Here is a 23632-nt window from a genome sequence, read left to right as displayed (position 1 = left end):
GGACCCGTACCGCCGCCGGGGCGTCCCCGATAAGGTCGAGAACGATCAGGCCGACGGAGAAGCCGTCAGCGCAGCTCGGAAGGACCACACCCCTGTGACCGACACCTCCGCCTCCACCGCCGTCGTCCCCGAAGGCTGGACCGATCTGGACTCCAAGGCCGTCGACACGGTCCGCCTGCTCGCCGCCGACGCCGTGCAGAAGGTCGGGAACGGTCACCCCGGGACGGCGATGAGCCTGGCCCCGGTCGCCTACCTGCTGTTCCAGAAGGAGATGCGGCACAACCCCGCCGAGGCCCACTGGCCCGGGCGCGACCGCTTCGTCCTCTCCTGCGGCCACTCCAGCCTGACGCTCTACATCCAGCTCTACCTGGGCGGCTTCGGCCTCGAGCTCGACGACCTCAAGGCGCTGCGCACCTGGGGCTCCCGCACTCCGGGGCACCCGGAGTACGGCCACACCACCGGGGTCGAGATCACCACCGGCCCGCTGGGCCAGGGCATCGCCAACGCCGTCGGGATGGCCATGGCCGCCCGCCGCGAGCGGGGCCTGCTGGACCCGGACGCCGCGCCCGGCACCTCGCCGTTCGACCACCACATCTACGTCCTGGCCTCCGACGGCGACATCGAGGAGGGCATCAGCTCCGAGGCGTCGTCGCTGGCCGGCACGCAGCGGCTCGACAACCTGACGCTGATCTACGACAACAACCGGATCTCCATCGAGGACGACACGAACATCGCCCTCACCGAGGACGTCGCCGCCCGCTACGAGGCCTACGGCTGGCACGTCCAGACGATCGACTGGACCAACGGCGAGACGCAGTACGAGGAGAACCTCAAGACGCTGTCGGACGCGCTGGAGACCGCCCGGGGCGTGACCGACCGGCCCAGCTTCATCAGCCTGCGGACGATCATCGGCTGGCCGGCCCCGAAGAAGCAGGGCACCGGCAAGGCCCACGGCTCGGCGCTCGGCGACGACGAGATCAAGGCCACCAAGGAGCTGCTCGGGTTCGACCCGGAGCAGACCTTCGAGGTCTCCGACGAGGTGATCGCGCACACCCGCGGGCTGCGGGACCGCGGCGCGCAGGCGCAGGCCGTGTGGGAGGAGTCCTTCCAGGGGTGGGCCGAGGCCAACCCCGACGCCAAGGCCCTCTACGACCGCTTCGTCGCCGACGAGCTGAGCCCGGGCTGGGAGGACGCGCTGCCCAGCTGGGACGCCGACCCCAAGGGCATCGCCACCCGCGCCGCCTCCGGGAAGGTGCTCACCGCGCTGGCCCCGGTCATGCCCGAGCTGTGGGGCGGGTCGGCCGACCTCGCCGAGTCGAACAACACGACGCCCGAGGGCGAGCCGAGCTTCCTGCCCACCGACCGCCAGACCAAGGCGTTCTCGGGCGGCCCGTACGGCCGGGTGCTGCACTTCGGCATCCGGGAGCACGCCATGGGCGCCATCATGAACGGCATCAAGGTGCACGGCGGGACGCGTCCCTACGGCGGCACCTTCCTCACCTTCTCCGACTACATGCGGGGCGCCGTCCGGCTGTCGGCCCTGATGCGGGTGCCGGTCACCTACGTCTGGACCCACGACTCCATCGGCCTCGGCGAGGACGGCCCGACGCACCAGCCGGTCGAGCACGTCGCCGCGCTCCGGGCGATCCCGGGCCTGGACGTGGTCCGGCCCGCCGACGCCAACGAGACCTCCGCGGCCTGGGCGCAGATCCTCAGGAACGGGGACCGGCCCGCGGGTCTCATCCTCAGCCGGCAGAACCTGCCGATCGTGCCGCGCGGCACCGACGGGTACGCCGACACCTCCGGGGTGGCGAAGGGCGCGTACGTGCTCCTCGACGCCGAGGGCGGCACCCCGGACGTGGTGCTGATCGGCACCGGGTCCGAGGTCCAGTACGCCGTGGCCGCCCGCGCGACGCTGGCGGCCGAGGGCATCGCGGCCCGCGTGGTGTCCATGCCGTGCCGCGAGTGGTTCGACGAGCAGGACCGGGACTACCGCGACAGCGTGATCCCGCCGACCGTCAAGGCCCGGGTGAGCGTCGAGGCCGGGGTGGCCCTGGGCTGGCGCGACATCGTCGGCGACGCCGGCCGGGTCGTCAGCATCGACCACTACGGCGCCAGCGCCTCGGGCGCCAAGCTGTTCGAGGAGTTCGGCTTCAGCGGGGACACCGTCGCCGCCGCCGCCCGGGAGAGCCTCGAGGCTGCGAAGTCCGACGCCGCCCCCACCCACGCCGCCGCGAGCGGTCCGAAGACGACCGGCGACCAGGAGCCCGACGCCGGCGCCGATGTCAGCTGAGCCCACCCGGCCCAGCCCCGCACCAACTCTCCTCCGAGGAGGACCCCATGAGTGACCGACTGAAGCAGCTCGCCGACGCGGGCGTGTCCATCTGGCTCGACGACCTGTCGCGCGAGCGGCTCAAGACCGGAAACCTGGCCGACCTGGCCGCGACGTCGTCGGTGGTGGGCGTCACCACCAACCCGACGATCTTCGCCTCGGCCCTGGCCAAGGGCGAGCAGTACGACGAGCAGATGCGCGAGCTCGCCGCCGTCGACTCCAGCGTCGAGGACGCCATCAAGGCGCTGACCACCGACGACGTCCGGCACGCCTGCGACGTGTTCAGCGACGTCTACGCGTCGTCGAAGGGCTACGACGGCCGCGTCTCCATCGAGGTGGAGCCGGGGCTGGCCAAGGACACCGACGGCACGGTCGCCGAGGCCGCGGACCTGTTCAAGATCGTGGACCGGCCGAACGTCCTGATCAAGATCCCGGCCACCGTCGAAGGACTCCCGGCGATCACCCGCTCGATCGCCGAGGGCATCAGCGTCAACGTCACGCTGATCTTCGCGCTCGAGCGCTACCGGGGCGTCATCGACGCCTACTTCTCGGGCCTGGAGCAGGCTGCGGCCAACGGCCACGACCTCGGCCAGATCCACTCCGTGGCCTCGTTCTTCGTCTCCCGGGTGGACAGCGAGGTCGACAAGCGTCTCGACGCCGTCGGCACCGACGAGGCGAAGGCGCTGAAGAGCCAGGCGGCGCTGGCCAACGCGCGGCTCGCCTATGCCCTGTACGAGGAGCAGTTCTCCTCCGAGCGCTGGACGGCGCTGGAGGCCCAGGGGGCCAACCGGCAGCGGCCGCTCTGGGCCTCGACCGGCGTCAAGGACCCGGACCTGCCCGACACCCTCTACGTCAGCGAGCTCGTCGTCGCGGGCACCGTCAACACCATGCCCGAGAAGACGATGCAGGCCTTCGCCGACCACGGCGAGCTGCAGGGCGACAAGGTGAGCGGGACCGGGCCCGACGCGCAGCAGGTCATCGACCGGCTGACCGCCGTGGGCGTCGACTTCGACGACGTCGTCGCCGTCCTCGAGCGCGAGGGCCTCGAGAAGTTCGACAAGTCCTGGAGCGAGCTGGTCGAGACGGTGCAGACGGCGCTCCGCGACGCCGACCAGGGCAAGTCCAGCCCCGGCCAGTCGGCCGACCCGGACGTCACGCACGACTCGCAGTAGGACCAGGCGGGCCGTCACCGGGGCACTCCCCGGTGGCGGCCCGCACCCCTGTCCCCACCCCTCCCGGAGGTCCGCATGACCCAGCCCGACGTCCCCGCCCCGGAGATCCTGCTGCACGCCGACGCGGACGCCGTGGCCGAGGCGCTGGCCGCCCGGCTGCTGGCGCGGATCACCGAGCTCCAGGGCGGCGGTCGCGTCCCCCAGGTCTGCCTGACCGGGGGCCGGATCGCCACCAGGGCCTACGGTCGGCTGGCCGCGGAGGGCCGCTCGTCGGCGGTCGACTGGGGCCGTGTCGAGCTGTGGTGGGGGGACGAGCGGTTCGTGCCCGCCGGGGACGACGACCGCAACGACGCCCCCGTGCTGGAGCTGCTGCGGCCCCTCGGGCTCGCCGCCGAGCGCGTCCACCCGATGCCGGCCCCCGACGGCGGCGCCGGCCTCGACGACGCCGCGGCGGGTTACGCGTCGGAGCTGGGCGGCACCCGCTTCGACGTCTGCCTGCTGGGCCTGGGACCCGACGGCCACGTGGCGTCGCTGTTCCCCGAGCACCCGTCGTCGCACGCCGAGGGGCGGGTCGTCGCCGTCCGCAACGCACCGAAGCCCCCGCCCGACCGGATCAGCCTGACGCTGGAGGTCATCAACGCCTCGGCGGAGGTCTGGTTCCTCGTGAGCGGCGAGGACAAGGCCGACGCGACCGCCTTGGCCCTGCAGGGGGCCGGGCCGGTGCAGGTGCCCGGCGCGGGCGCGCACGGGCGCTCCCGCACCCTCTGGCTGCTGGACCACGCCGCCGCCGGGCGGCTGCCCCCGGACCTCGCGCAGCGCGGGCGCTTCTGAGCCCGCGCTCCCTCCGCTCTGGGCGCACGGCCCCTGAGCTCGCCGACCGGGCCTTCGACGAGCTCAGGCCGCAGAGGTCGAGCTCAGGCGTCAGTAGATGACGTCGCCGCGCGCGCGGCGGTCCCGGAGCGCCTGCAGCGCCTCGCTCAGGATGTCGGCCGCCTCGGCGTCGCTGCGCCGCTCCTTGACGTACGCGAGGTGCGTCTTGTAGGGCTCGATCTTGGTGGGCGGCGGCGGGTTCAGGGAGTCCCGGTTCGCGGTCAGCCCGCAGCGCGGGCAGTCCCACGTCTCCGGCACCGTGGCCTCCACGGCGAACGCCGGACGCGTCTCGTGCCCCCGCGCGCAGAAGTAGGAGATGTAGAGCCGAGGAGCGGTGTCGCCCCGCTCGGCCTCCCCCATCGGTCCCGCCCCGACCCGGCTCCCCCGGATGGCGCTGCCACCACCAGCCACGTCAACCCCCTCGCTGTCCTGCTGCTCCCTGTGAGCCCTGCCCCGGCTGCCACGTCGCCGGGTCGTGCTGTCGTGCCGTCGGACGCGGCAGCCCCCCGCCGCGCCGGCGTCAGCCGCTGATCTTGTAGAGCAGGCCCAGGGCCACGATGGCCGCGAGCCAGACGACCGCGATGATGATGGTCAACCGGTCGAGGTTCCGCTCCGCCACCGACGAGCCGCCCATCGACGACGAGATGCCGCCGCCGAACAGGTCGGAGAGGCCACCGCCACGACCCTTGTGCATGAGCACGAACAGGGCGAGGACGACGCTGGTGACCACCAGCACGATCGAGAAGATCATGATCGGCACGGTCATCATGGGGACGGAAAACACGGTTGTAGCCTAACTCACAGAGCGGGAAGTGGACCCGGGCGCGGCGACGCCGGACCTCGCGGACGGGGAGCGCTCAGACGGCGGGCAGGTCGTAGAAGCGCGCGATGGCCGCGAACTCGTCGACCTGCAGGCTGGCCCCGCCGACCAGGCAGCCGTCGACGTCGGGCTGGGCCATGATGGCGGCCACACTGCCCGACTTCACCGAACCGCCGTAGAGCACGCGGACCGACTCGGCGGCCTCGGGGGTGTGCAGCTCGCCGATCAGCGTCCGGATCGCGCCGCAGACCTCCTGGGCGTCCGCCGGGGTGGCCACCTCGCCGGTGCCGATCGCCCAGACGGGCTCGTAGGCGATGACCAGCCCGGCCACCTGCTCGGGCGACACGTCGGTCAGCGCGGCGCGCACCTGGGCCAGGCAGTGGGGCACCTGCTCCCCCTCCTGCCGGACGTCGAGCCCCTCGCCCACGCAGACGATCGGGGTCACACCGCCGCTGAGGGCGCGCAGGGTCTTGGCGTTGACCAGGGCGTCGCTCTCGTGGTGATACTCACGACGCTCGGAGTGCCCGACGGTCACGTAGCCGCAGTTGAGCTTCGCGAGCATCTCCACCGACACCTCGCCGGTGTAGGCGCCCTTGACGTGGGCCGAGACGTCCTGGGCGCCGTAGCCGATCTTCAGCCGGTCGCCCTCGACGAGGGTCTGCACGGTGCGCAGGTCGGTGAACGGCGGCAGCACGACCACCTCGGAGCGCTCCGGGTCCCAGCGCTTGTCGCTGAGCGTCCAGGCCAGCTTCTGGACCAGTCCCGTCGCCTCGACGTGGGTGAGGTTCATCTTCCAGTTGCCGGCCATCAGGGGCTTGCGGGTCATGGGGTTCACGCCTTCCTGGCGTCGGTGGTGTCGAGCACGGCGAGCCCCGGCAGGGTCTTGCCCTCCAGGTACTCCAGGCTGGCGCCGCCGCCGGTGGAGATGTGGCCGAACGCGTCGTCGGCGAAGCCGAGGTCGCGCACGGCGGCCGCGGAGTCCCCACCGCCGACCACGGACAGCCCGTGCACCTCGGTCAGCGCCTGGGCGACGGCCCGGGTGCCACCGGCGAAGGCCTCCCACTCGGCAACGCCCATGGGCCCGTTCCAGAACACGGTCCTGGCCTGCGCGATGACGGCGGCGAAGGCCCGCGACGACTCCGGCCCGATGTCCAGGCCCAGCTGGTCGGCGGGGATGGCGTCGGCGGCGACGACGGTGGGCGGGGCGTCGGCCTTGAAGTCCGGCGCCACGACGATGTCGGTCGGCAGCAGGATCTGCTTGCCGGTGGCCGCGGCCTCGTCGAGGTAGCCCTTGACGACGTCGAGCTGGTCGGTCTCCAGCAGGGACTTGCCCACCTCGTGGCCCTGGGCGGCCAGGAAGGTGAACACCATGCCGCCGCCGACCACGAGGGTGTCCGCGGTCTTGAGCAGGTTGGCGATCACGGCGAGCTTGTCGGACACCTTGGCCCCGCCGAGCACCACGACGTAGGGCCGCTGGGGCTCCTCGGTCAGCCGCTGCAGCACGGTGACCTCGGCCTCGACGAGCCCGCCGGCGGCGCTGGGCAGCCGGGACGCGAGGTCGTAGACCGACGCCTGCTTCCGGTGCACCACCCCGAAGCCGTCGGAGACGAAGACGTCGCCGAGCTCGGCGTAGCGGTCGGCGAGCGCGCCGCGGACGGCCTCGTCCTTGGACTCCTCGCCCGGCTCGTAGCGGACGTTCTCCAGCATCGCGACCTCGCCGTCGGCCAGCGCGGCCACGGTGGTCCGGGCGGACTCGCCGACGACGTCGGTGGCCAGCCGGACCTCGGAGCCGAGCAGCTCGCCCAGCCGGGCCGCGGCGGGCGCCAGGGAGTACTTCGGGTTCACCTCGCCCTTGGGCCGGCCGAGGTGGGCCAGCACCACGACCTTGGCCCCGGCGTCCCGCAGCGTCGTCAGGGTCGGCACCGAAGCACGGATCCGGCCGTCGTCGGTGATCGTGGTCCCGTCCAGCGGGACGTTGAGGTCGCAGCGGACGAGCACGCGCTGGCCGCGCAGGTCACCGAGGTCGGCGATGGACTTCATGAGGATCTCCTGGATGGTCCTGGGACGGGCGGGCGTGCCCTGAGCCCGTCGAGGGGTGCCCTCGACAGGCTCAGGGGACGGAGGTCGTGCGCGGGTCAGCGGCTCAGAGCGAGCTGCCGACCAGCTTCACCAGGTCGACGAGGCGGTTGGAGTAGCCCCACTCGTTGTCGTACCAGCCGACGACCTTCACCTGGTTCCCGATGACCTTGGTCAGGCCGGAGTCGAAGATGCAGGAGTGCGGGTCGGTCACGATGTCGGAGGAGACGATCGGGTCCTCGGTGTAGAGCAGGTAGCCCTTGAGGTAGCTCTCGGCCGCGGCCTTGACGGCGGCGTTGACCTCCTCGACGGAGGTCTCGCGGCCGGCCTCGAAGGTCAGGTCGGTGGCGGAGCCGGTCGGCACCGGGACGCGCAGCGCGTAGCCGTCCAGCTTGCCCTTGAGCTCGGGCAGCACGAGGCCGATCGCCTTGGCGGCACCGGTGGAGGTCGGGACGATGTTGATGGCAGCACCGCGGGCGCGACGGAGGTCGGCGTGCGGGCCGTCCTGCAGGTTCTGGTCCTGGGTGTAGGCGTGGATGGTGGTCATCAGGCCCTTGACGATGCCGAACTCGTCGTTGAGGACCTTGGCCATCGGCGCCAGGCAGTTGGTGGTGCACGAGGCGTTCGAGATGATGTGGTGCGCGGCCGGGTCGTAGTCCCCGTCGTTGACGCCCATGACGACGGTGAAGTCGTCGTTCTTGGCCGGCGCGGAGATGATGACCTTCTTGGCGCCGCCGTCGAGGTGGGCCTTGGCCTTGGTGCCGTCGGTGAAGAAGCCGGTGGACTCGATGACCACGTCGGCGCCGATCTCGCCCCACGGCAGCGCGGACGGGTCCTTCTCGGCGTAGGACTTGATGACCTTGTCGCCCACCTGGATGCCGCCGTCGACGACCGAGACCGGCTGGCCGAGGCGACCGAGGATCGAGTCGTACTTGAGCAGGTGCGCCTGGGTGTCGTCGGAGCCGAGGTCGTTGAAGGCCACCACCTCGACGTCGGCACCGGAGGCCTGGACGGCCCGGAAGAAGTTGCGGCCGATGCGGCCGAAGCCGTTGATACCCACACGAACGGTCATGAATGCGTTCTCCTCGAGGATGAGACGAGCCCCGCGATCGGAGCACTTGCCACCCTAACGGGCCGGCCGGAGCGCGGACACGACCGGAGACCAACTGGTCTGATACCAGCGCCGGAGTGGTGTTACCTGGTCGTAACGGCGGTCGGGCGGGAGCTCACTCGACGTCCTCGAGCATGTCCGCGCTGAGGTTCGCCTCGGTGGAGGGGATGCCCAGCTCGACGGCGCGCTTGTCCGCGGTGGCGAGCAGCCGGCGGATCCGGCCGGCCACGGCGTCCTTGGTGAGCTGCGGTTGGTGCAGCTGACCCAGCTCCTCCAGGCTCGCCTGCTTGTTCTGCACGCGCAGCAGCCCGGCGGCCTTGAGGTGGTCGGGCACGTCGTCGCCGAGGATCTCCAGGGCGCGCTCGACGCGGGCTCCGGCGGCGACGGCCGCTCGGGCCGAGCGGCGCAGGTTCGCGTCGTCGAAGTTCGCGAGCCGGTTGGCCGAGGCCCGCACCTCGCGGCGCATCCGCCGCTCCTCCCACGCCATCAGCGACTCGTGGGCACCCAGCCGGGTGAGCAGCGCGCCGATGGCGTCGCCGTCGCGGATGACCACCCGGTCGACGGCCCGCACCTCCCGCGCCTTGGCGGAGATGCCCAGCCGGCGAGCGGCGCCGACCAGGGCCAGGGCGGCCTCCGGGCCGGGGCAGGTCACCTCGAGGGCCATCGAGCGGCCGGGCTCGGTGAGCGAGCCGTGCGCCAGGAAGGCCCCGCGCCAGGCGGCGACGCAGTCGCACAGCCCACCGCTGACCACCTGCGCGGGCAGCCCGCGGGCGGGGCGGCCCCGGGAGTCGACCAGGCCGGTCTGCCGGGCGAGGGCGTCGCCGTCCTTGACCACCCGGACCACGTAGCGGGTGCCGCGCCGGATGCCGGAGCCGTTGACGACGACCATCTCGCTCGGGTGGCCGAAGACCTCGCTGATGTCGGTCCGCAGCCGGCGGGCTGCGGCGCCGGTGTCCAGCTCCGCCTCGATCACGATGCGGCCGCTGACGATGTGGAGCCCCCCGGCGAATCTCAACGTCGCTGCGACCTCGGACTTGCGGCAGCAGGGCTTGGTGACCTTGATGGTCGCCAGCTCCGCCTTCACCTGCGCGGTCATAGCCATTGGGTCATCTTGCCACGGCCCCGCCGGTCCCCCGGTCAGCCGCGGGCCCACCGGGACGGGCCGCGGACGCCGTCAGACCCCCATGATCTCCGCGTAGGCCGAGGCCAGCCGGAGGGTGTCGTGCCGCGGTGAGCCGTCGCGGGCGGCGAGGTCGGCGACCACCAGGTCGGCGCCCAGCGAGCGGGCCCACCGGCCCAGGTGCGGGTCGTCCGCGGCGAAGCTGGCGTCGGCCAGCACCACGTCCAGCCGGAGGTTCGGCGCGTGCTCGGCGAGCAGCTCGATGTGCTTGGCCGGGGAGAACCCGGCGGTCTCCCCCGCCGGTTCCAGGTTGAGCGTCAGGATGCGCCGGGCGGCCGTCTGCTCGACGGCCCGCGCCAGCTCCGGCACCAGCAGGTGCGGGATCACCGACGTGAACCACGAGCCGGGGCCCAGCACCGCCCAGTCGGCAGCGCGGACCGAGGCGACCGACTCGGGGCAGGCGGGCGGGTCCGCCGGCTCCAGGTGGACGGCGCACACCTCGGCGGTCGTCCTGGCCACCGCCGCCTGACCCCGGATGCTCGAGACCTCGTCCGGCCGCGCCGGGTCGAGCCCGATCACGTCGGCGACGATCTGCAGCGGCACGGCGGCCATCGGCAGCACCCGGCCCTTGGCGCCGAGCAGCCCGGCCACCATGTCGAGACCGGCCACGGGGTCGCCCAGCCGTTCCCAGAGGCCGGCGATCAGCAGGTTCCCGATGGCGTGGTCCCGCAGCGGACCGGAGCTCGCGAAGCGGTACTGCAGCACGTCGGCCCAGGTCCGCCCGGAGGGGTCGTCCCCGCAGAGCGCCGCCAGCGCCATCCGCAGGTCACCCGGCGGGAGGCAGTTCAGCTCGGCCCGCAGCCGGCCCGAGGAGCCGCCGTCGTCGGCCACCGTGACCACCGCCGTCAGCCGGTCCGTGACCCGCCGCAGCGCGCTCAGCGAGGCCGAGAGCCCGTGCCCGCCGCCGAACGCCACGACGGCGGGCAGCGTCGACCCGGGAGGACCCGGCCGCCCGGCCGTCGGCGCGGGGACGAGGCTCATTCGCGGCCCAGGTCCCGGTGCAGGACGGTGGTGGGGCGGCCGGCGGCCCGCAGCCGGCGGGCGAACTCCTCGGCCATCGAGGTGCTGCGGTGCTTGCCGCCGGTGCAGCCGATGGCGATGGTCGCGAACCGCTTGCCCTCGCGCACGTAGCCGACCGCGACGACGTCGAGGAGCTCCTGCAGGTGCTCCAGGAACGGCGTCGCCCCCTCCTGGCCCAGCACGTAGTCGCTGACCGGGCGGCTGAGCCCGGTCTGCGGCCGCAGCTCCGGCACCCAGTGCGGGTTGGGCAGGAAGCGGACGTCGACGACCATGTCGGCGTCGACCGGCACGCCGTTCTTGAAGCCGAACGAGAGGAGGGTGACCCGGAGCTGGTCCTGCTCGTCGCCGCCGTAGGCGCTGCGCACGCGCGAGCCCAGCTGGTGCACGTTGAGCGACGAGGTGTCGATCACCAGGTCGGCCGCGGCGCGCAGGGTGGCCAGCAGGTCGCGCTCGCGGGTGATGCCGTCGAGCAGCCGGCCGTCGCCCTGCAGCGGGTGCGGGCGGCGCACCGACTCCTGGCGGCGGACGATGATGTCGTCGGCCGCCTCGAGGAAGAGGATCTCCGGCAGCGTTCCGCCGCCGCTGAGGTCGGCGAACATCGTCGGCAGCTGGTCGAAGAAGGAGCGGGTGCGGACGTCGAGGACGACGGCGAGCCGGGCGATGCCGTTCTGCCGGGCCTGGTTGCAGACCTCCGGCAGCACGTTCGGCGGCAGGTTGTCGACGACGTACCAGCCGAGGTCCTCGAGGTTGTCGGCGGCGGTGGACCGTCCGGCGCCGGACATGCCGGTGACGACGACCAGCCGGAGCGGCGCGGGGCCGGCCACCGGGGTCGCCCCCGCGGCCCCGGACGCCGTGCGCTCCACGGCCACCGCAGGCTCGTCGCCCACCTCGGTCACCGCGGGCGGGTCGGTGGTGTCGCTGGTCACCGGCCTAGTATCCCGGTTCCGCGTCGGGCCGACCGGCCCCGGCACGCCCGTCGGACGGGCCGACGGCGGCCGGCTCGGGGCCGGCGGCGGGCGCCGGCCGGACCAGCGGCTCGTCGGTGATGACCTCACCGGTCGCGGTGTTGATCGCCTCCCGCTGCGGCGAGGCGGCCAGCGCGTCCTTGATGTTCTGCGCCATCTTCGGCCCGAACCCGGGCACCAGCGCGATCTCCTCGACCGACGCCAGGCGCAGCTTCTTGAGCGAGCCGAAGTGGGCCATGAGCGCCTTGCGCCGGACCTCCCCGAGCCCCGGCACCTGGTCGAGCAGCGACTCCACCATCGACTTGCTCCGCCGCGTGCGGTGGTGGGTGATGGCGAAGCGGTGCGCCTCGTCGCGGAGCCGCTGCAGCAGGTACAGGCCCTCGCTGGTGCGCGGCAGGATCACCGGCTCCTCGAGGTCGGGCAGCCAGACCTCCTCCAGCCGCTTGGCCAGCCCGCAGAGGGCGACGTCGGAGATGCCCAGCTCGTCCAGCGCCTGGGCGGCGGCCGCCACCTGCGGCGGCCCGCCGTCGACGACGACCAGCGACGGCGCGTAGGCGAACCGGCGCGGCGCCCCCGTGGTCGGGTCGACGAGCAGCGGGCCCTCGTCACCGCCCGCCGCCTGGGCGGTGGCCATGGCGGCACGGTCGTCGAGGAGCCGCCGGAAGCGTCGGGTGATGACCTCGTGCATGGACGCCACGTCGTTCTGGCCGTCCACCCCCCGGATGACGAAGCGCCGGTACTCGCTCTTGCGCGGCAGCCCGTCCTCGAAGACCACCATGGAGGCCACCACCTCGGTGCCCTGCAGGTTGGAGATGTCGAAGCACTCCATGCGCAGCGGCACGCCCGGCAGCTCCAGCGCCTCCTGGATCTCCTCGAGGGCCCGGTTGCGGGTCGAGAGGTCGCCGGCCCGGGTGGTCTTGTGCCGGATCAGCGCCTGCTGGGCGTTCCGGGCGACCGTCTCCATGAGCTGCTTCTTGTCCCCGCGCTGGGGGACGCGGATGGACACGTTCGAGCCGCGGCGCTCGGCGAGCAGCTGGGTCAGCGGTTCGAGGGACGGCGGCAGGGCCGGCACCAGGATCTCCCGCGGGACGGCGTCCCGGTCGGTCGAGGAGGAGTCGGACTCGGCGTACAGCTGGAGCAGGAACTGCTCCACCAGCTCGCCGGTGTCGCCCTCGTCGAAGCGGTCGGCGACCCAGCCCCGTTCGCCGCGGACGCGGCCGCCGCGGACGTGGAAGATCTGCACCGCGACCTCGAGCGGGTCCTCGGCCAGCGCGACGACGTCGGCGTCGGTGCCGTCGGCGAAGACGACGGCGTTCTGCTCCATCGCCCGCTGCAGGGCCCCGATGTCGTCCCGGATCCGGGCGGCGCGCTCGAACTCCAGCTCGGCGCTGGCCTGCTGCATCTCCCGCTCCAGCCGCTTGAGCATGGGCGCGGCCTGGCCGGCCATGAACTGGCAGAAGTCCTCGACGATCTCGCGGTGCTCCTCCGGGCTGACCCGGTCGACGCAGGGGGCGGAGCACTTGCCGATGTAGCCGAGCAGGCAGGGCCGGCCCAGCTGCCGGTGGTTCTTGAAGACCCCGGGCCGGCAGGAACGCATCGGGAACACCCGCAGCACCAGGTCGACCGTCTCGCGGATCGCCCAGGCGTGGGAGTACGGCCCGAAGTAGCGGGTGCCCTTCTTCTTCGGCCCGCGACCCACCGTCACGCGCGGGTACTCCTCGCTCAACGTGACGGCCATCCAGGGGTAGGACTTGTCGTCGCGGTACTTCACGTTGAACCGCGGGTCGTACTCCTTGATCCAGGAGTACTCGAGCTGCAGCGCCTCGACCTCGGTCTGGACGACCGTCCAGTCCACCCGGTTGGCCGTCAGCACCATCGACTGGGTGCGGCTGTGCAGCGAGCTCAGGTCGGCGAAGTAGGAGTTCAGCCGCTGGCGCAGGCTCTTCGCCTTGCCGACGTAGATGACCCGGCCCTCGGCGTCGGAGAAGCGGTAGACACCGGGCTGCTCGGGGATCGAACCGGGGGCGGGCCGGTAGGCCTGGGGGTGGCGGGCGGTGCGGGACGAGACGGGTGGAGCCACGTCCTCCACTCTAGGTGGGGGCGCCGACAACGCCGGCCGGCCGGCGGGTGGACCGCGGACGCCCGTCCCCCGGAGCCCGGGCGTCCGCGGGGTCCGTCAGGCCTCGACGACCACGTTGTCGCCGGAGACCGTGGCCGTGGCCTCCGCGAGCGGCTTGGTCGCCGGCGCCTTCACGACCGAGCCGTCCTTGATGGAGAACTGGCTCCCGTGGCACTTGCACATGATGGTCTCGCCCTGGACCTCCGCCACCGGGCAGCCCATGTGGGTGCAGATGCTGCTGAACGCCTTGAACTCGCCCTCGGTGGGCTGGGTGACCACGTACTTGGCGTCCTTGAGGATCACGCCGCTGCCCACCGGCACGTCCGCGGTGGCGATGCTGGCCCCGGCGGGGGCCGCCGCCGAGGACGACGCCGACGCCGACGGGGCGGCCGAGCTGGGGGCCGAGGACGACGCGGCCGAGGCGGAGGGGGCCGCGCTGGTGGCGGCGGGGGCGGCCACCTCGCCGTCGGCCGAGCAGGCGCCGAGGACGCCGATGCCACCGCCCGCCAGGGCCGCCAGGCCCGCGGCCCGGAGGACGGTGCGTCGGGTCGTGCCGTGCTCGAAGGGGTTGGGGTCGCGCTCGGGCATCAGGGCCTCCTGGGGCGTCGGGACGGACGGGCGGCCCCGGCACGCTCCGGCGGAGCGCGACGACGGCCGTCGTGGGTCCTAACGAGACGGAGCCCCGGAAGGTTCGACGATCGCTGGAAAGATCAACCGAGCCGGGGGCTCAGCTGGCCTTGCGGGCGGGCACCCGCGCCGCGGCGGCGCGCTTGACCGGGGTCCCGCCCGACGCCTTGGCTGCGGCCTTGGCCGCCGCCTCCGCCTTCTTGGCCGCGGACTTCACCGCCCGCTCCTCCGCCGCCGCGGCCCGGATGGCCTTCTTCGTCACCGGTCGGACCGGGGCCGGCGGCGGCTTGGGCGGGCCCACCGGGACCGCACGGCCCTCCAGCAGCGGGCGCAGGTACTCCCCCGTGTAGGACTCGGGGCTGGCCACGATCTGCTCCGGCGTGCCCTCGGCGATCACGGTGCCGCCGCGCGACCCGCCCTCGGGACCCATGTCGACCAGCCAGTCCGCCGTCTTGATGACGTCCAGGTTGTGCTCGATCACCACCACGGTGTTGCCCGCGTCGACCAGCCGGCCGAGCACCAGCAGGAGCCGGCGGATGTCCTCGAAGTGCAGGCCGGTGGTCGGTTCGTCCAGCACGTAGAGCGTGCGCCCGGTGGAGCGCTTCTGCAGCTCGCTGGCCAGCTTGACCCGCTGGGCCTCACCGCCCGACAGGGTGGTGGCCGGCTGCCCGAGCCGCACGTAGCCGAGGCCGACGTCGACCAGCGTCCTCAGGTGCCGGGCGATCGGCGGCAGCGCGGCGAAGAACTCGAGCCCCTCCTCGATGCTCAGGTCGAGCACCTCGGCGATCGACTTGCCCTTGTAGTGCACCTCGAGGGTCTCCCGGTTGTACCGGGCGCCGTGGCAGACCTCGCAGGGGACGTAGACGTCCGGCAGGAAGTTCATCTCGATCTTGATCGTGCCGTCGCCGGTGCAGTTCTCGCAGCGGCCGCCCTTGACGTTGAACGAGAAGCGGCCCTGCTGGTAGCCGCGGACCTTGGCCTCCGGCGTCTCGGAGAACAGCCGTCGCACGTGGTCGAAGACGCCGGTGTAGGTGGCCGGGTTGGAGCGCGGGGTGCGGCCGATCGGCGACTGGTCGACGTGGATGATCTTGTCGATCTCGTCGGCGCCGGTGATGGAGCGGTGGCGGCCCGGCACGTCGCGGGCGTTGTAGATCCGCTTCGCCAGCGCGGTGTAGAGGATGTCGTTGACGAGGGTGGACTTCCCGGAGCCGGAGACGCCGGTCACCGCGATCAGCTGGCCCAGGGGGAACGACACGGTGACGTTGCGCAGGTTGTGCTCGACGGCGTTGTGCACGGTGATCTCACGGCCGCGGGTGCGGGGTCGCCGGACCACCGGCAGCGCGATCTCCCGCCGCCCGGACAGGTACTGCCCGGTCAACGAGGTGGGGTGCTCGAGCAGCTCCTGGACGGTGCCCGAGTGCACGACGTGGCCCCCGTGCTCGCCCGCGCCCGGGCCGATGTCGACGGCCCAGTCGGCCACCTTGATGGTGTCCTCGTCGTGCTCCACGACGATCAGGGTGTTGCCCATGTCCCGGAGCCGGATGAGGGTGTCGATGAGCCGCCGGTTGTCCCGCTGGTGCAGGCCGATGCTCGGCTCGTCGAGGACGTAGAGCACGCCCACCAGGCCCGAGCCGATCTGGGTGGCCAGCCGGATCCGCTGCGCCTCGCCGCCGGAGAGGCTGCCGGTGGGCCGGCTGAGCGACAGGTAGTCCAGGCCGACGTCGAGCAGGAAGCGGAGCCGCTCGTTGATCTCCTTGAGCACCCGCTCGGCGATCTGCCGCTCCCGGTCGCTCAGCTCCAGCGCCAGCAGGAAGGCGGCCGCCTCGTCGATGGACATCGAGGAGATGTCGGCGATGTTCCGGCCGCCGAGGGTGACGGCCAGCGACGTCGGCTTGAGCCGGGCGCCCTTGCAGGCCGTGCACGGCACCTCGCGCATGTAACCGGCGAACCGCTCCCGCGACGTGTCCGTCTCGGCCTCGGCGTGCCGCCGCTCGATGTAGGAGATGACGCCCTCGTAGGTGGCGTTGTACGAGCGCTCGCGGCCGTACCGGTTCTTGTAGCGGACGTGCACCTGGCCCGGGACGCCGTGCAGCAGGACCTTGCGGGCCGCCGCCGGCAGCCGGTGCCACGGGACGTCGGTCCGGAAGCCGGTGCTCTGGGCCAGCGACTCGATGAGCCGGATGAAGTAGTCGGCGACGTGCGCCGACGCCCACGGGGCGATGGCCCCCTCGGCCAGGGTCTTCTCGTCGTCGGGGACCACCAGCTCGGGGTCGACCTCCATCCGGGTGCCGATGCCGGAGCACTCCGGGCAGGCGCCCCAGGGGCCGTTGAACGAGAACTGGCGGGGCTCGAGCTCCTCGATCGCGATGTCGTGGTCGTTCGGGCAGGCCATCTTCTCGGAGTAGCGGCGCTCCCGGCCCGGGTCCTTCGCGTCGAGGTCGACGAAGTCGATGGCGACGACACCCTGGGCGAGCCCCAGCGCCGTCTCGACCGAGTCGGTCAGCCGCTGCTTGGAGCTGGGCTTGACCACGAGGCGGTCGACGATCACGTCGATGGAGTGCTTCTTCTGCTTGTCGAGCACGGGCGGCTCGGTCAGCTGGACGACCTCGCCGTCCACCCGGACGCGGGCGAAGCCGTCCGTGGCCAGCTGGCGGAACACCTCGACGTACTCGCCCTTGCGGCCGCGGACGACGGGGGCCAGCACCTGGAAGCGCGTGCCCTCCGGCAGGGCCATCAGCCGGTCGACGATCTGCTGCGGCGACTGCCGGCTGATCGGCTCCCCGCAGACCGGGCAGTGCGGCCGCCCGGCGCGCGCGAACAGCAGCCGGAGGTAGTCGTAGACCTCGGTGATCGTGCCGACCGTGGAGCGCGGGTTCCGCGACGTCGACTTCTGGTCGATCGAGACCGCCGGCGACAGCCCCTCGATGAAGTCGACGTCCGGCTTGTCCATCTGCCCCAGGAACTGCCGGGCGTAGGCCGAGAGGGACTCCACGTAGCGCCGCTGGCCCTCCGCGAAGATCGTGTCGAAGGCCAGGCTGGACTTCCCGGAGCCCGACAGCCCCGTGAACACGATGAGCGCGTCCCGGGGCAGGTCGAGAGAGATGTTGCGCAGGTTGTGCTCGCGGGCTCCCCGCACGACAAGTCGATCCATCACGATCAACCATCGTAGGTGGGGTCTCCGACAGTTCTGGCCCGGCGCCGTCGCCCACCCGGGACCGCCCCTCCGGAGGACGGCTAGCGTGAGCGCATGTCCCCCGAGGCCCAGGCTCCCGACCCCGACGCGCAGCGGGGGCAGCAGGAGCGGCTGCGCGAGCTGCTGCGCCGTGGCACGGCGGCGCTGCTCGGCGCGACCATCGCCGTCACCGACGCGGAGTGGCGGGCGCCCAGCCGGCTGCCGGGCTGGAGCCGCGGTCACCTCGCCACCCACCTCGCCCGGCAGGCCGACGGCCTCCGCCGGCTCACGGGGGGCGCGCTGGGCGGCCACCCGCAGGCGATGTACCCCTCGCCCGGCCAGCGCGAGACGGAGATCGAGACCGGCGCCGCGCGCACCGGGCTGGAGCTGCAGATCGACCTCGACACCTCGGCCGGGCTGCTCGAGCAGGCCTTCGAGTCGGTGCAGGACGGGGGCGCGTGGGACCACGTGGTCGAGCTGCGGGGCGGGCTGCGGGTGCCGGCCCGGTTGCTGCCGCTGGCCCGGCTGCTCGAGGTGGTGGTGCACCACGTCGACCTCGACGTCGGCCAGGAGGTGGGCGACGTCGACGACGCCACCGCCGACTGGCTGCTGGAGTGGTGCGGCTTCCGGCTCCGGGAGCGCGACGAGTTCCCCCGGCTGGAGCTCCTCTCCCCCACCACCCGGATCGCCGTCGGCAGCTCCGGCGCCCCGCGGGCGGTCTCCGGCCGCAGCGCCGCCCTGCTGGGCTGGCTGACCGGCCGCACGGACGGCGCGGACCTCGACGGCGCCGACGGCCTCCGGCTGCCGGCCTTCTGAGGAGCGTCCGACCCCACCTCAGCCCACCCCACCCCCCGACGGAGGACCACGATGCCCGGACCGAACCACGTCGAGCCCGGCGGAGCGCCGCTCGTGCTGCCGCTGGCCCCCGGCCTGACCCTGACCAAGCTGAGCGTCGGCCCGATGGACAACAACGCCTACCTGCTGCAGACCCCCGCGGGCGCGCTGCTCGTCGACGCCGCCGCGGAGCCCGAGCGGCTGCTGGCCGTGACCGGTCCCGAGCTGGCCACCGTCGTCACCACCCACCGGCACGGCGACCACTGGCAGGCGCTCGCCGCCGTGGCCGAGGCGACCGGGGCGGAGCTCGTCTGCGGCCGCCCTGACGTCGACGCCATCGCCACCGGCGCCTGGGTCGAGGGCCTGGTCGGCGTCTGGGACGGCGACACCGTCGTCGTCGGCGGGGAGCAGCTGGAGGTGATCGGGCTGGTCGGGCACACGCCCGGCTCCATCGCCCTGGCCTGGACCGGCCCCGACGGCACCACGCACCTCTTCACCGGGGACAGCCTCTTCCCGGGCGGACCCGGGAAGACCGCCGGCCCCGAGGACTTCGCGAGCCTCCTCGCCGACCTGGAGGGCAAGGTGTTCGACCGCTACGGCGACGCCACCGTCGTGCACCCCGGCCACGGCGACGACACCACCCTGGGAGCGGAGCGACCCCACCTCGGCGCCTGGCGCGCGCGGGGCTGGTAGCGCGCCGGCTCCCGCGGCGTGCACCGGTCGACCAGTGCTGGACAACCTCAGGGGGACGCGCTCGTCGGGTGCGACTTCTCAGCACCCGGTGGGGTCCGACGCGGTCGCACGGCGCACCAGCTGGACGGCGTCGCGTCCCAGCACCGCGCCGTCGGCGCCGACGAAGGCGAGGCGCACCGGCTGGCCGGTGGTCCGGTCGACGGTGGCCCCGACCGGTGGCAGGCCGGTCGGGCGGTGCGCGTCCCCCCACTCGAGCATCGCCGTGAGCACCGGCACCAGGTCCCGGCCGGCGGGCGTCAGCACGTACTCGTCACGCTCCCGCTCGCCCGGCGCGCGGTAGCGGCGCCGTTCCAGCACACCGTGCTCGACGAGGCTGCTGAGCCGGGCGGACAGCACGTCCGGGGCGACGCCGAGCCGGCTCCGGAACTCCGCGAAGCGGGTCACCCCCAGCAACGCCTCCCGCACGACCAGCAGGCACCACTTCTGCCCGACCACCTCGAGGCTGCGGGCGATCGAGCACCGGACCAGCGCGGCCCCGGGGTCGCTCGGCGGGGTCTCCATGAACCCGATCGTACCCCGTCTGGATAGGGTTTTCCTACCCAGGTGCTACGGTGTGCGCCACCGAGGTGCAGCGTCGCGTCGCGGCGGGACCGCACGCACCGAGGAGGACCGATGTCCACGCTCAGCCCCACCGCCAGCTTCTGGACCGCGGCCGGCGTCGCGGGTCTCGCCCTGTGGGCCAGCGGTGCGCCGACCGTCGTCTACCCGCTCTACGCCCAGGCCTGGCACCTGGCCCCCGCCACCACGACGCTGATCTTCGCGGTCTACCCGCTGGTGCTCATCCCCGTCCTGCTGCTGTTCGGCAACCTCTCCGACGTCCTCGGCCGGCGGCTGGTGATCCTGCTGGGCCTCGGCGTGCTGGCCCTGGGCTCGCTCACCTTCGCGCTGGCCGGTGACCTGGGCTGGGTGCTGGTCGCCCGCGCGCTGATGGGCGTCGGCGTGGGCCTGTCGCTGAGCCCGGCCACGGCAGCGGTCGCCGAGCTCGAACCGTCGGGCCGGCCCGGCCGGGCGAGCGCCGTCACGACCGCGGCCACGGCGACCGGCCTGGCCCTGGCCACCCTGGTCGGCGGGGCGCTCGTCGAGCACGCGCCCTCCCCCCGGCACCTCACCTTCGGGGTGCTGCTGCTGGTCACCCTGGTCACCGCCGGGGCGGCCTGGTTCCTGCCGGGGCCGGTGACCCCGGCCACCGAGCGCTGGCGGCCCCGTCGGCCGCACGTGCCGGCCGGGGCGCGCCGGCTGTTCAGCGCGGGGACGCTGGCCGTCTCCGGGGCCTACGCCCTGGGTGCGGTCTACCTCGCGCTGGGCGCCCAGATCGCCCGCGACCTCGTCGGCTCCACCGACGCGCTGGTCAGCGGGGCGATCATCTCGGTCTCCGCCGTGGTGATCGGCGTCGTGGCACTGCTCGCCCGCAACCTCGCCCCGCGGCGGGCGCTGGTGCTGGGACCACCCGCGGCGCTGCTGGGTCTCGGACTGCTGCTGGTGGCCGCGAACCTGCACACGGTGGCCCTGTTCCTCGCCTCGTCCGTGGTCGTCGGGGCCGGCTACAGCCTGCTGTTCTCGGGCGGGCTCGGCCTGGTCACCGCGAGCGCCCCCGGCCACCACCGGGCCGGCGTGCTGTCCGCGGCCTACACCGTGGGCTACCTCGTGCAGGCCGTCGCGGCCCTGGGGCTCGGGCTGCTCGCCACCGGTGAGGGGCTGCTCCGGGCGCTGGAGATCGGCACCCCGGCCGTCGGCGCGCTGGCGGTGGGCGCCGCGGTCCTCGCCGTCGGCCGCCGTCCGGGCCTGCGCCGCGCCTGACCCGACCGGTCAGGGCATCAGCACGTCCTGCCAGTCCTCCCCGCCGACGCCGTCCAGCAGCCCGCGGGCGCGGGCCTCGCGGATCGCCGACACCCGGTCGTGGGCGTCCAGGCGGGCGTACAGGTCCCGCAGGTGCTTGCCCACGGTGCTCTCGCTGATCCCGAGCCGGGACGCGATGGCCCCGGCGGTCAGGCCGCCCTGCATGAGCTGGAGGATCTGGTGCTGCCGGCTGGTCAGCCGCACGGTCGGGTCCGGCGCGTGCAGGAAGCGCCCGTGCGAGGCGACGACCGCCGGCTGCAGGCGGGCCAGCCCGTCCAGCTCGTCGTCGTCCACCGGACGGTCCACCCGCCCGACGACGTAGCCGCACACCGTCTCGCCCAGGACCGCCACGGCCAGGTAGGCCGCGAACCGCAGCAGCTCACCTCCGGGCGCGCGGAGCGGCAGGCTCTCCCAGCCGAGCTCGCGCACCAGGTCGTCCACCCGGAAGGGCGGGACGACGCCGACCCGGCGGCAGTAGGTGGTGAGGGGGCCGCTCTCCCAGACGGCGGCCAGCTCGGCCTCGAAGGCCGCGCTCCAGTCCGGGGCCTCGGGCCAGCAGCGGGCGCCCGCCGCGCGGGTGCCCGCGACGGCGAAGACCACCACCGGTGCCCCCGTGACGGCGGCCAGCACCGGCAGGGTCGTCCCGGTCGCGGTGCGCAGGGTCGGCACGTCGGCGAGGGCCACGGCGAGCCGGAGACCCACCTGCCCCACGCCGGCAGCGACGTCCGCTGTGAGCCCGGTCACAGGGGCAGTCTAGGGCTGACCACCCCGCCTTGTACCCGTTGCGGAGGATCCGCGTCAATGGGCACTTGAGACACCTGCGCCGCTCCGGCGCCGGCCACATGCTGGGGGCGCGACGTCGCCCGACCAACGGGACGCTCACCAGGTCGGGACGGGGAGGCGTCGCACCAACGTCCGGGCCGCGCCGTGGCTAGATCCAGCCCCGCTCGCGCGCCCGGTGCACGGCCTCGTGGCGGTTGGCGGCTCCCAGCTTGCTGACCGCCGAGGAGAGGTAGTTGCGCACCGTGCCGGGTGAGAGCGCGGCCCGCGCGGCGATCTCGTCGACGGGGCTGCCCTCGGCGGCCAGGCCGAGGACGTCGGCCTCCCGCGGGGTCAGCGGCGAGTCGCCCGCGCCGATCGCCTCGGCGGCGAGCTGCGGGTCGACGTAGCGCCCGCCGGACGCCACCGTCGCGATCACCGACACCAGCACGGACCCGGCCACCGTCTTCGGCAGGAAGCCGCGGACCCCGGCCGACAGCGCGCTCTTCAGGTACCCCGGCCGGCCGTGGGAGGTGAGGATGACGCTGGCGCACCCGGGCACCAGGGTGCGCAGCTCCTCGGCGACGGCGATGCCGTCCAGCCCCGGCATCTGCAGGTCGAGCAGCGCGACGTCGGGCCGCTGCCGCCGGGCCAGCGCGAGCGCCTCGGGGCCGGAGGCGGCGACGGCCACGACGTCGAGGGTGGGCTCGAGCGCCAGCAGCGCCGCCAGTGCGTCGCGGAGCAGCGTCTCGTCGTCGGCGAGCAGCACCCGGGTGGTCACGCGGGCACCTCCGCGCGGTGCGCGCGGGCCGCGGGCAGCCGGGCCTCGACGGTGAAGCGCCCGCCCGCGTGGTGCCGCACCAGCTCGCCGTCGACGGCGGCCAGCCGTTCCGCCATCCCCGCGAGACCGGTCCCCCGGCCTCCCGGCCCCGACGGCGCAGCGGAGACCGGCGCGCCGTCGTTGGTCACCACGAGCCGGACGGGGTCCTCGGCGGCGAGGGTGATGACGCACTCCCCCGCCCGGCTGTGCCGGATGACGTTGGTGACGGCTTCCCGCAGCGTCCACGCCAGGGCGGCGGCGGCGTCGGGAGCCAGCCGCTCCGCCCCGGCGGCGTGCACCACGCAGCGGATGCCCGCCGAGTCGAGCAGGGCCCGGGCCCCGGCCAGCTCCTCGGCGAGGTCGACCCGCCGGACGCCGCGGACGACCTGGCGGACCTCACCCCCGGCCTGCTCGGCGAGCGCGCGGACCGCGGCGATCTCGTCCGCGGCCTGCTCGGGCCGGTCCCGGCGGAGCAGCTCGCCGGCCAGGGCGCTCTTGACCGCGACCGCGGCCAGCGTGCGGCCGAACAGGTCGTGCAGGTCGCGGGAGATGCGCAGCCGCTCCTCGGCGACCGCCAGCTGGGCGGCCCGGTGCCGGGCCTCGACCAGCTCGCGGACCACCCGGACCATCCAGCCGGACGACCAGAACGTGTAGACCAGGCCCAGCAGGAGCAGCGCGCAGGCGACGACCAGGGGCACGGCGCTCCCCGCGGGGACCCCGCCCAGCCCGACGAGGGCGAGCCCGGACGCCACCGCGCCGACCAGTGCGGCGGCCACCAGCACCCGGTGCCGCAGGGCGCAGGCGATGCTGCCGAGGCTCGTCCCGACGACGACGACCGCCAGCGGCAGCGGCAGGTCACCCAGCGTGGCGTCGGCGGTGGCGGCGGCCAGCCCGAGGGACAGCACCGCCCACCCGACCAGCCCGGCCGTGGGCAGGGCGCCGAGCCGGAAGCTGGGCCGCTGGCGGCCGGTCATGGACCAGCGGCAGACGAGGGAGTTCGCGGCGGTGTGCAGGACGGCCACGACAGCCAGGGCCGGTCGGTCGACGAAGGCCGTCACCAGCAGGAGCGGCTCGCAGAGCAGCAGCACGTAGAGCGAGCTCCGGATGTAGAGCTCGAGCCGGCGCGTGTCCGTGCCGAGGCTGCTGGTGCTGCTCACACCACGATC

Annotated in this window: 21 protein-coding genes; 6 read left to right on the top strand and 15 right to left on the bottom strand. The window is 73.7% G+C overall.

Features of this window, described 5'->3' with window-relative positions; translation table 11 throughout:
• The first annotated feature begins 94 nt into the window (after window positions 1-94).
• From tkt to pgl, 3 genes are all read left to right on the top strand, one after another.
• Complete coding sequence (gene tkt, locus BLT72_RS05525) at window positions 95-2293, top strand: transketolase (RefSeq protein WP_091410906.1); 2199 nt, start codon at window positions 95-97, stop codon at window positions 2291-2293.
• 47 nt (window positions 2294-2340) lie between these two features.
• The gene (tal, locus tag BLT72_RS05520) at window positions 2341-3504 is read left to right on the top strand and encodes a transaldolase (RefSeq protein WP_091410904.1); all 1164 of its coding nucleotides are present in this window, start codon (window positions 2341-2343) and stop codon (window positions 3502-3504) included.
• Between the two features lie 75 nt (window positions 3505-3579).
• Entirely contained in the window at window positions 3580-4335 is a 756-nt protein-coding gene (pgl, locus tag BLT72_RS05515) for a 6-phosphogluconolactonase (RefSeq protein ID WP_091410902.1), read from the top strand.
• 90 nt (window positions 4336-4425) lie between these two features.
• Here pgl and BLT72_RS05510 read toward each other — a convergent pair whose 3' ends face one another.
• From BLT72_RS05510 to uvrA, 11 genes are all read right to left on the bottom strand, one after another.
• Window positions 4426-4785, bottom strand: coding sequence for an RNA polymerase-binding protein RbpA (locus BLT72_RS05510; protein WP_091410900.1), 360 nt, complete (start codon window positions 4783-4785; stop codon window positions 4426-4428).
• A 109-nt stretch (window positions 4786-4894) separates the two neighbouring features.
• Window positions 4895-5140 (bottom strand): preprotein translocase subunit SecG, encoded by a 246-nt coding sequence (gene secG, locus BLT72_RS05505; protein ID WP_197677324.1) that lies wholly within the window; start codon window positions 5138-5140, stop codon window positions 4895-4897.
• 91 nt (window positions 5141-5231) lie between these two features.
• Entirely contained in the window at window positions 5232-6020 is a 789-nt protein-coding gene (gene tpiA, locus BLT72_RS05500) for a triose-phosphate isomerase (RefSeq protein WP_091416789.1), read from the bottom strand.
• 5 nt (window positions 6021-6025) lie between these two features.
• Window positions 6026-7234, bottom strand: coding sequence for a phosphoglycerate kinase (locus tag BLT72_RS05495; protein ID WP_091410897.1), 1209 nt, complete (start codon window positions 7232-7234; stop codon window positions 6026-6028).
• A gap of 103 nt (window positions 7235-7337) precedes the next feature.
• On the bottom strand, window positions 7338-8342 hold the full coding sequence (gene gap / locus BLT72_RS05490) for a type I glyceraldehyde-3-phosphate dehydrogenase (protein ID WP_091410890.1): 1005 nt from the start codon (window positions 8340-8342) through the stop codon (window positions 7338-7340).
• 154 nt (window positions 8343-8496) lie between these two features.
• The gene (gene whiA, locus BLT72_RS05485; protein ID WP_091410887.1) at window positions 8497-9483 is read right to left on the bottom strand and encodes a DNA-binding protein WhiA; all 987 of its coding nucleotides are present in this window, start codon (window positions 9481-9483) and stop codon (window positions 8497-8499) included.
• Window positions 9484-9555: 72 nt separating this feature from the next.
• Window positions 9556-10542 (bottom strand): gluconeogenesis factor YvcK family protein, encoded by a 987-nt coding sequence (locus BLT72_RS05480; protein ID WP_091410885.1) that lies wholly within the window; start codon window positions 10540-10542, stop codon window positions 9556-9558.
• Complete coding sequence (gene rapZ / locus BLT72_RS05475; RefSeq protein WP_197677323.1) at window positions 10539-11405, bottom strand: RNase adapter RapZ; 867 nt, start codon at window positions 11403-11405, stop codon at window positions 10539-10541. Before rapZ ends, BLT72_RS05480 begins: the two co-directional genes overlap by 4 nt.
• 106 nt (window positions 11406-11511) lie before the next feature.
• Window positions 11512-13626 (bottom strand): excinuclease ABC subunit UvrC, encoded by a 2115-nt coding sequence (uvrC, locus tag BLT72_RS05470; protein ID WP_091410880.1) that lies wholly within the window; start codon window positions 13624-13626, stop codon window positions 11512-11514.
• A gap of 96 nt (window positions 13627-13722) precedes the next feature.
• Window positions 13723-14253 carry a Rieske (2Fe-2S) protein gene (locus tag BLT72_RS05465; RefSeq protein ID WP_091410876.1) on the bottom strand — a complete coding sequence of 177 codons (531 nt, stop codon included), beginning with the start codon at window positions 14251-14253 and terminating at the stop codon, window positions 13723-13725.
• A 139-nt stretch (window positions 14254-14392) separates the two neighbouring features.
• Complete coding sequence (uvrA, locus tag BLT72_RS05460) at window positions 14393-17443, bottom strand: excinuclease ABC subunit UvrA (protein WP_197677322.1); 3051 nt, start codon at window positions 17441-17443, stop codon at window positions 14393-14395.
• Between the two features lie 96 nt (window positions 17444-17539).
• Here uvrA and BLT72_RS05455 point away from each other — a divergent pair, with 96 nt between their 5' ends.
• A complete protein-coding gene (locus BLT72_RS05455; RefSeq protein WP_091410871.1) occupies window positions 17540-18280 on the top strand; it encodes a maleylpyruvate isomerase family mycothiol-dependent enzyme in 741 nt (246 codons plus the stop codon).
• Window positions 18281-18331: 51 nt separating this feature from the next.
• Window positions 18332-18991: an MBL fold metallo-hydrolase gene (locus BLT72_RS05450; protein WP_091410868.1), complete on the top strand. Its 660-nt coding sequence runs from the start codon at window positions 18332-18334 to the stop codon at window positions 18989-18991.
• Window positions 18992-19069: 78 nt separating this feature from the next.
• Here the strand turns inward: BLT72_RS05450 and BLT72_RS05445 are convergent, their stop codons facing one another.
• Window positions 19070-19552 carry a winged helix-turn-helix transcriptional regulator gene (locus BLT72_RS05445; RefSeq protein WP_091410865.1) on the bottom strand — a complete coding sequence of 161 codons (483 nt, stop codon included), beginning with the start codon at window positions 19550-19552 and terminating at the stop codon, window positions 19070-19072.
• Between the two features lie 111 nt (window positions 19553-19663).
• Between BLT72_RS05445 and BLT72_RS05440 the strand changes: the two genes are divergently transcribed.
• Window positions 19664-20848 carry an MFS transporter gene (locus BLT72_RS05440; protein ID WP_091410862.1) on the top strand — a complete coding sequence of 395 codons (1185 nt, stop codon included), beginning with the start codon at window positions 19664-19666 and terminating at the stop codon, window positions 20846-20848.
• 9 nt (window positions 20849-20857) lie between these two features.
• Here BLT72_RS05440 and BLT72_RS05435 read toward each other — a convergent pair whose 3' ends face one another.
• The 3 genes from BLT72_RS05435 to BLT72_RS05425 all read right to left on the bottom strand — a co-directional run bounded on the left by BLT72_RS05435 (window position 20858) and on the right by BLT72_RS05425 (window position 23623).
• Window positions 20858-21631, bottom strand: coding sequence for a helix-turn-helix transcriptional regulator (locus BLT72_RS05435; RefSeq protein ID WP_091410860.1), 774 nt, complete (start codon window positions 21629-21631; stop codon window positions 20858-20860).
• Between the two features lie 187 nt (window positions 21632-21818).
• Window positions 21819-22427, bottom strand: a complete 609-nt coding sequence (locus tag BLT72_RS05430) for a response regulator transcription factor (protein WP_091410858.1) — start codon at window positions 22425-22427, stop codon at window positions 21819-21821.
• On the bottom strand, window positions 22424-23623 hold the full coding sequence (locus BLT72_RS05425; RefSeq protein WP_091410856.1) for a sensor histidine kinase: 1200 nt from the start codon (window positions 23621-23623) through the stop codon (window positions 22424-22426). Before BLT72_RS05425 ends, BLT72_RS05430 begins: the two co-directional genes overlap by 4 nt.
• Window positions 23624-23632 lie beyond the last annotated feature (9 nt).

The sequence above is a fragment of the Friedmanniella luteola genome, from assembly GCF_900105065.1.
Lineage (GTDB): Bacteria > Actinomycetota > Actinomycetes > Propionibacteriales > Propionibacteriaceae > Microlunatus > Microlunatus luteolus.
Note: the sequence above shows the minus strand (reverse complement) of the source record. Positions and strands in the feature narration are given on the sequence as shown.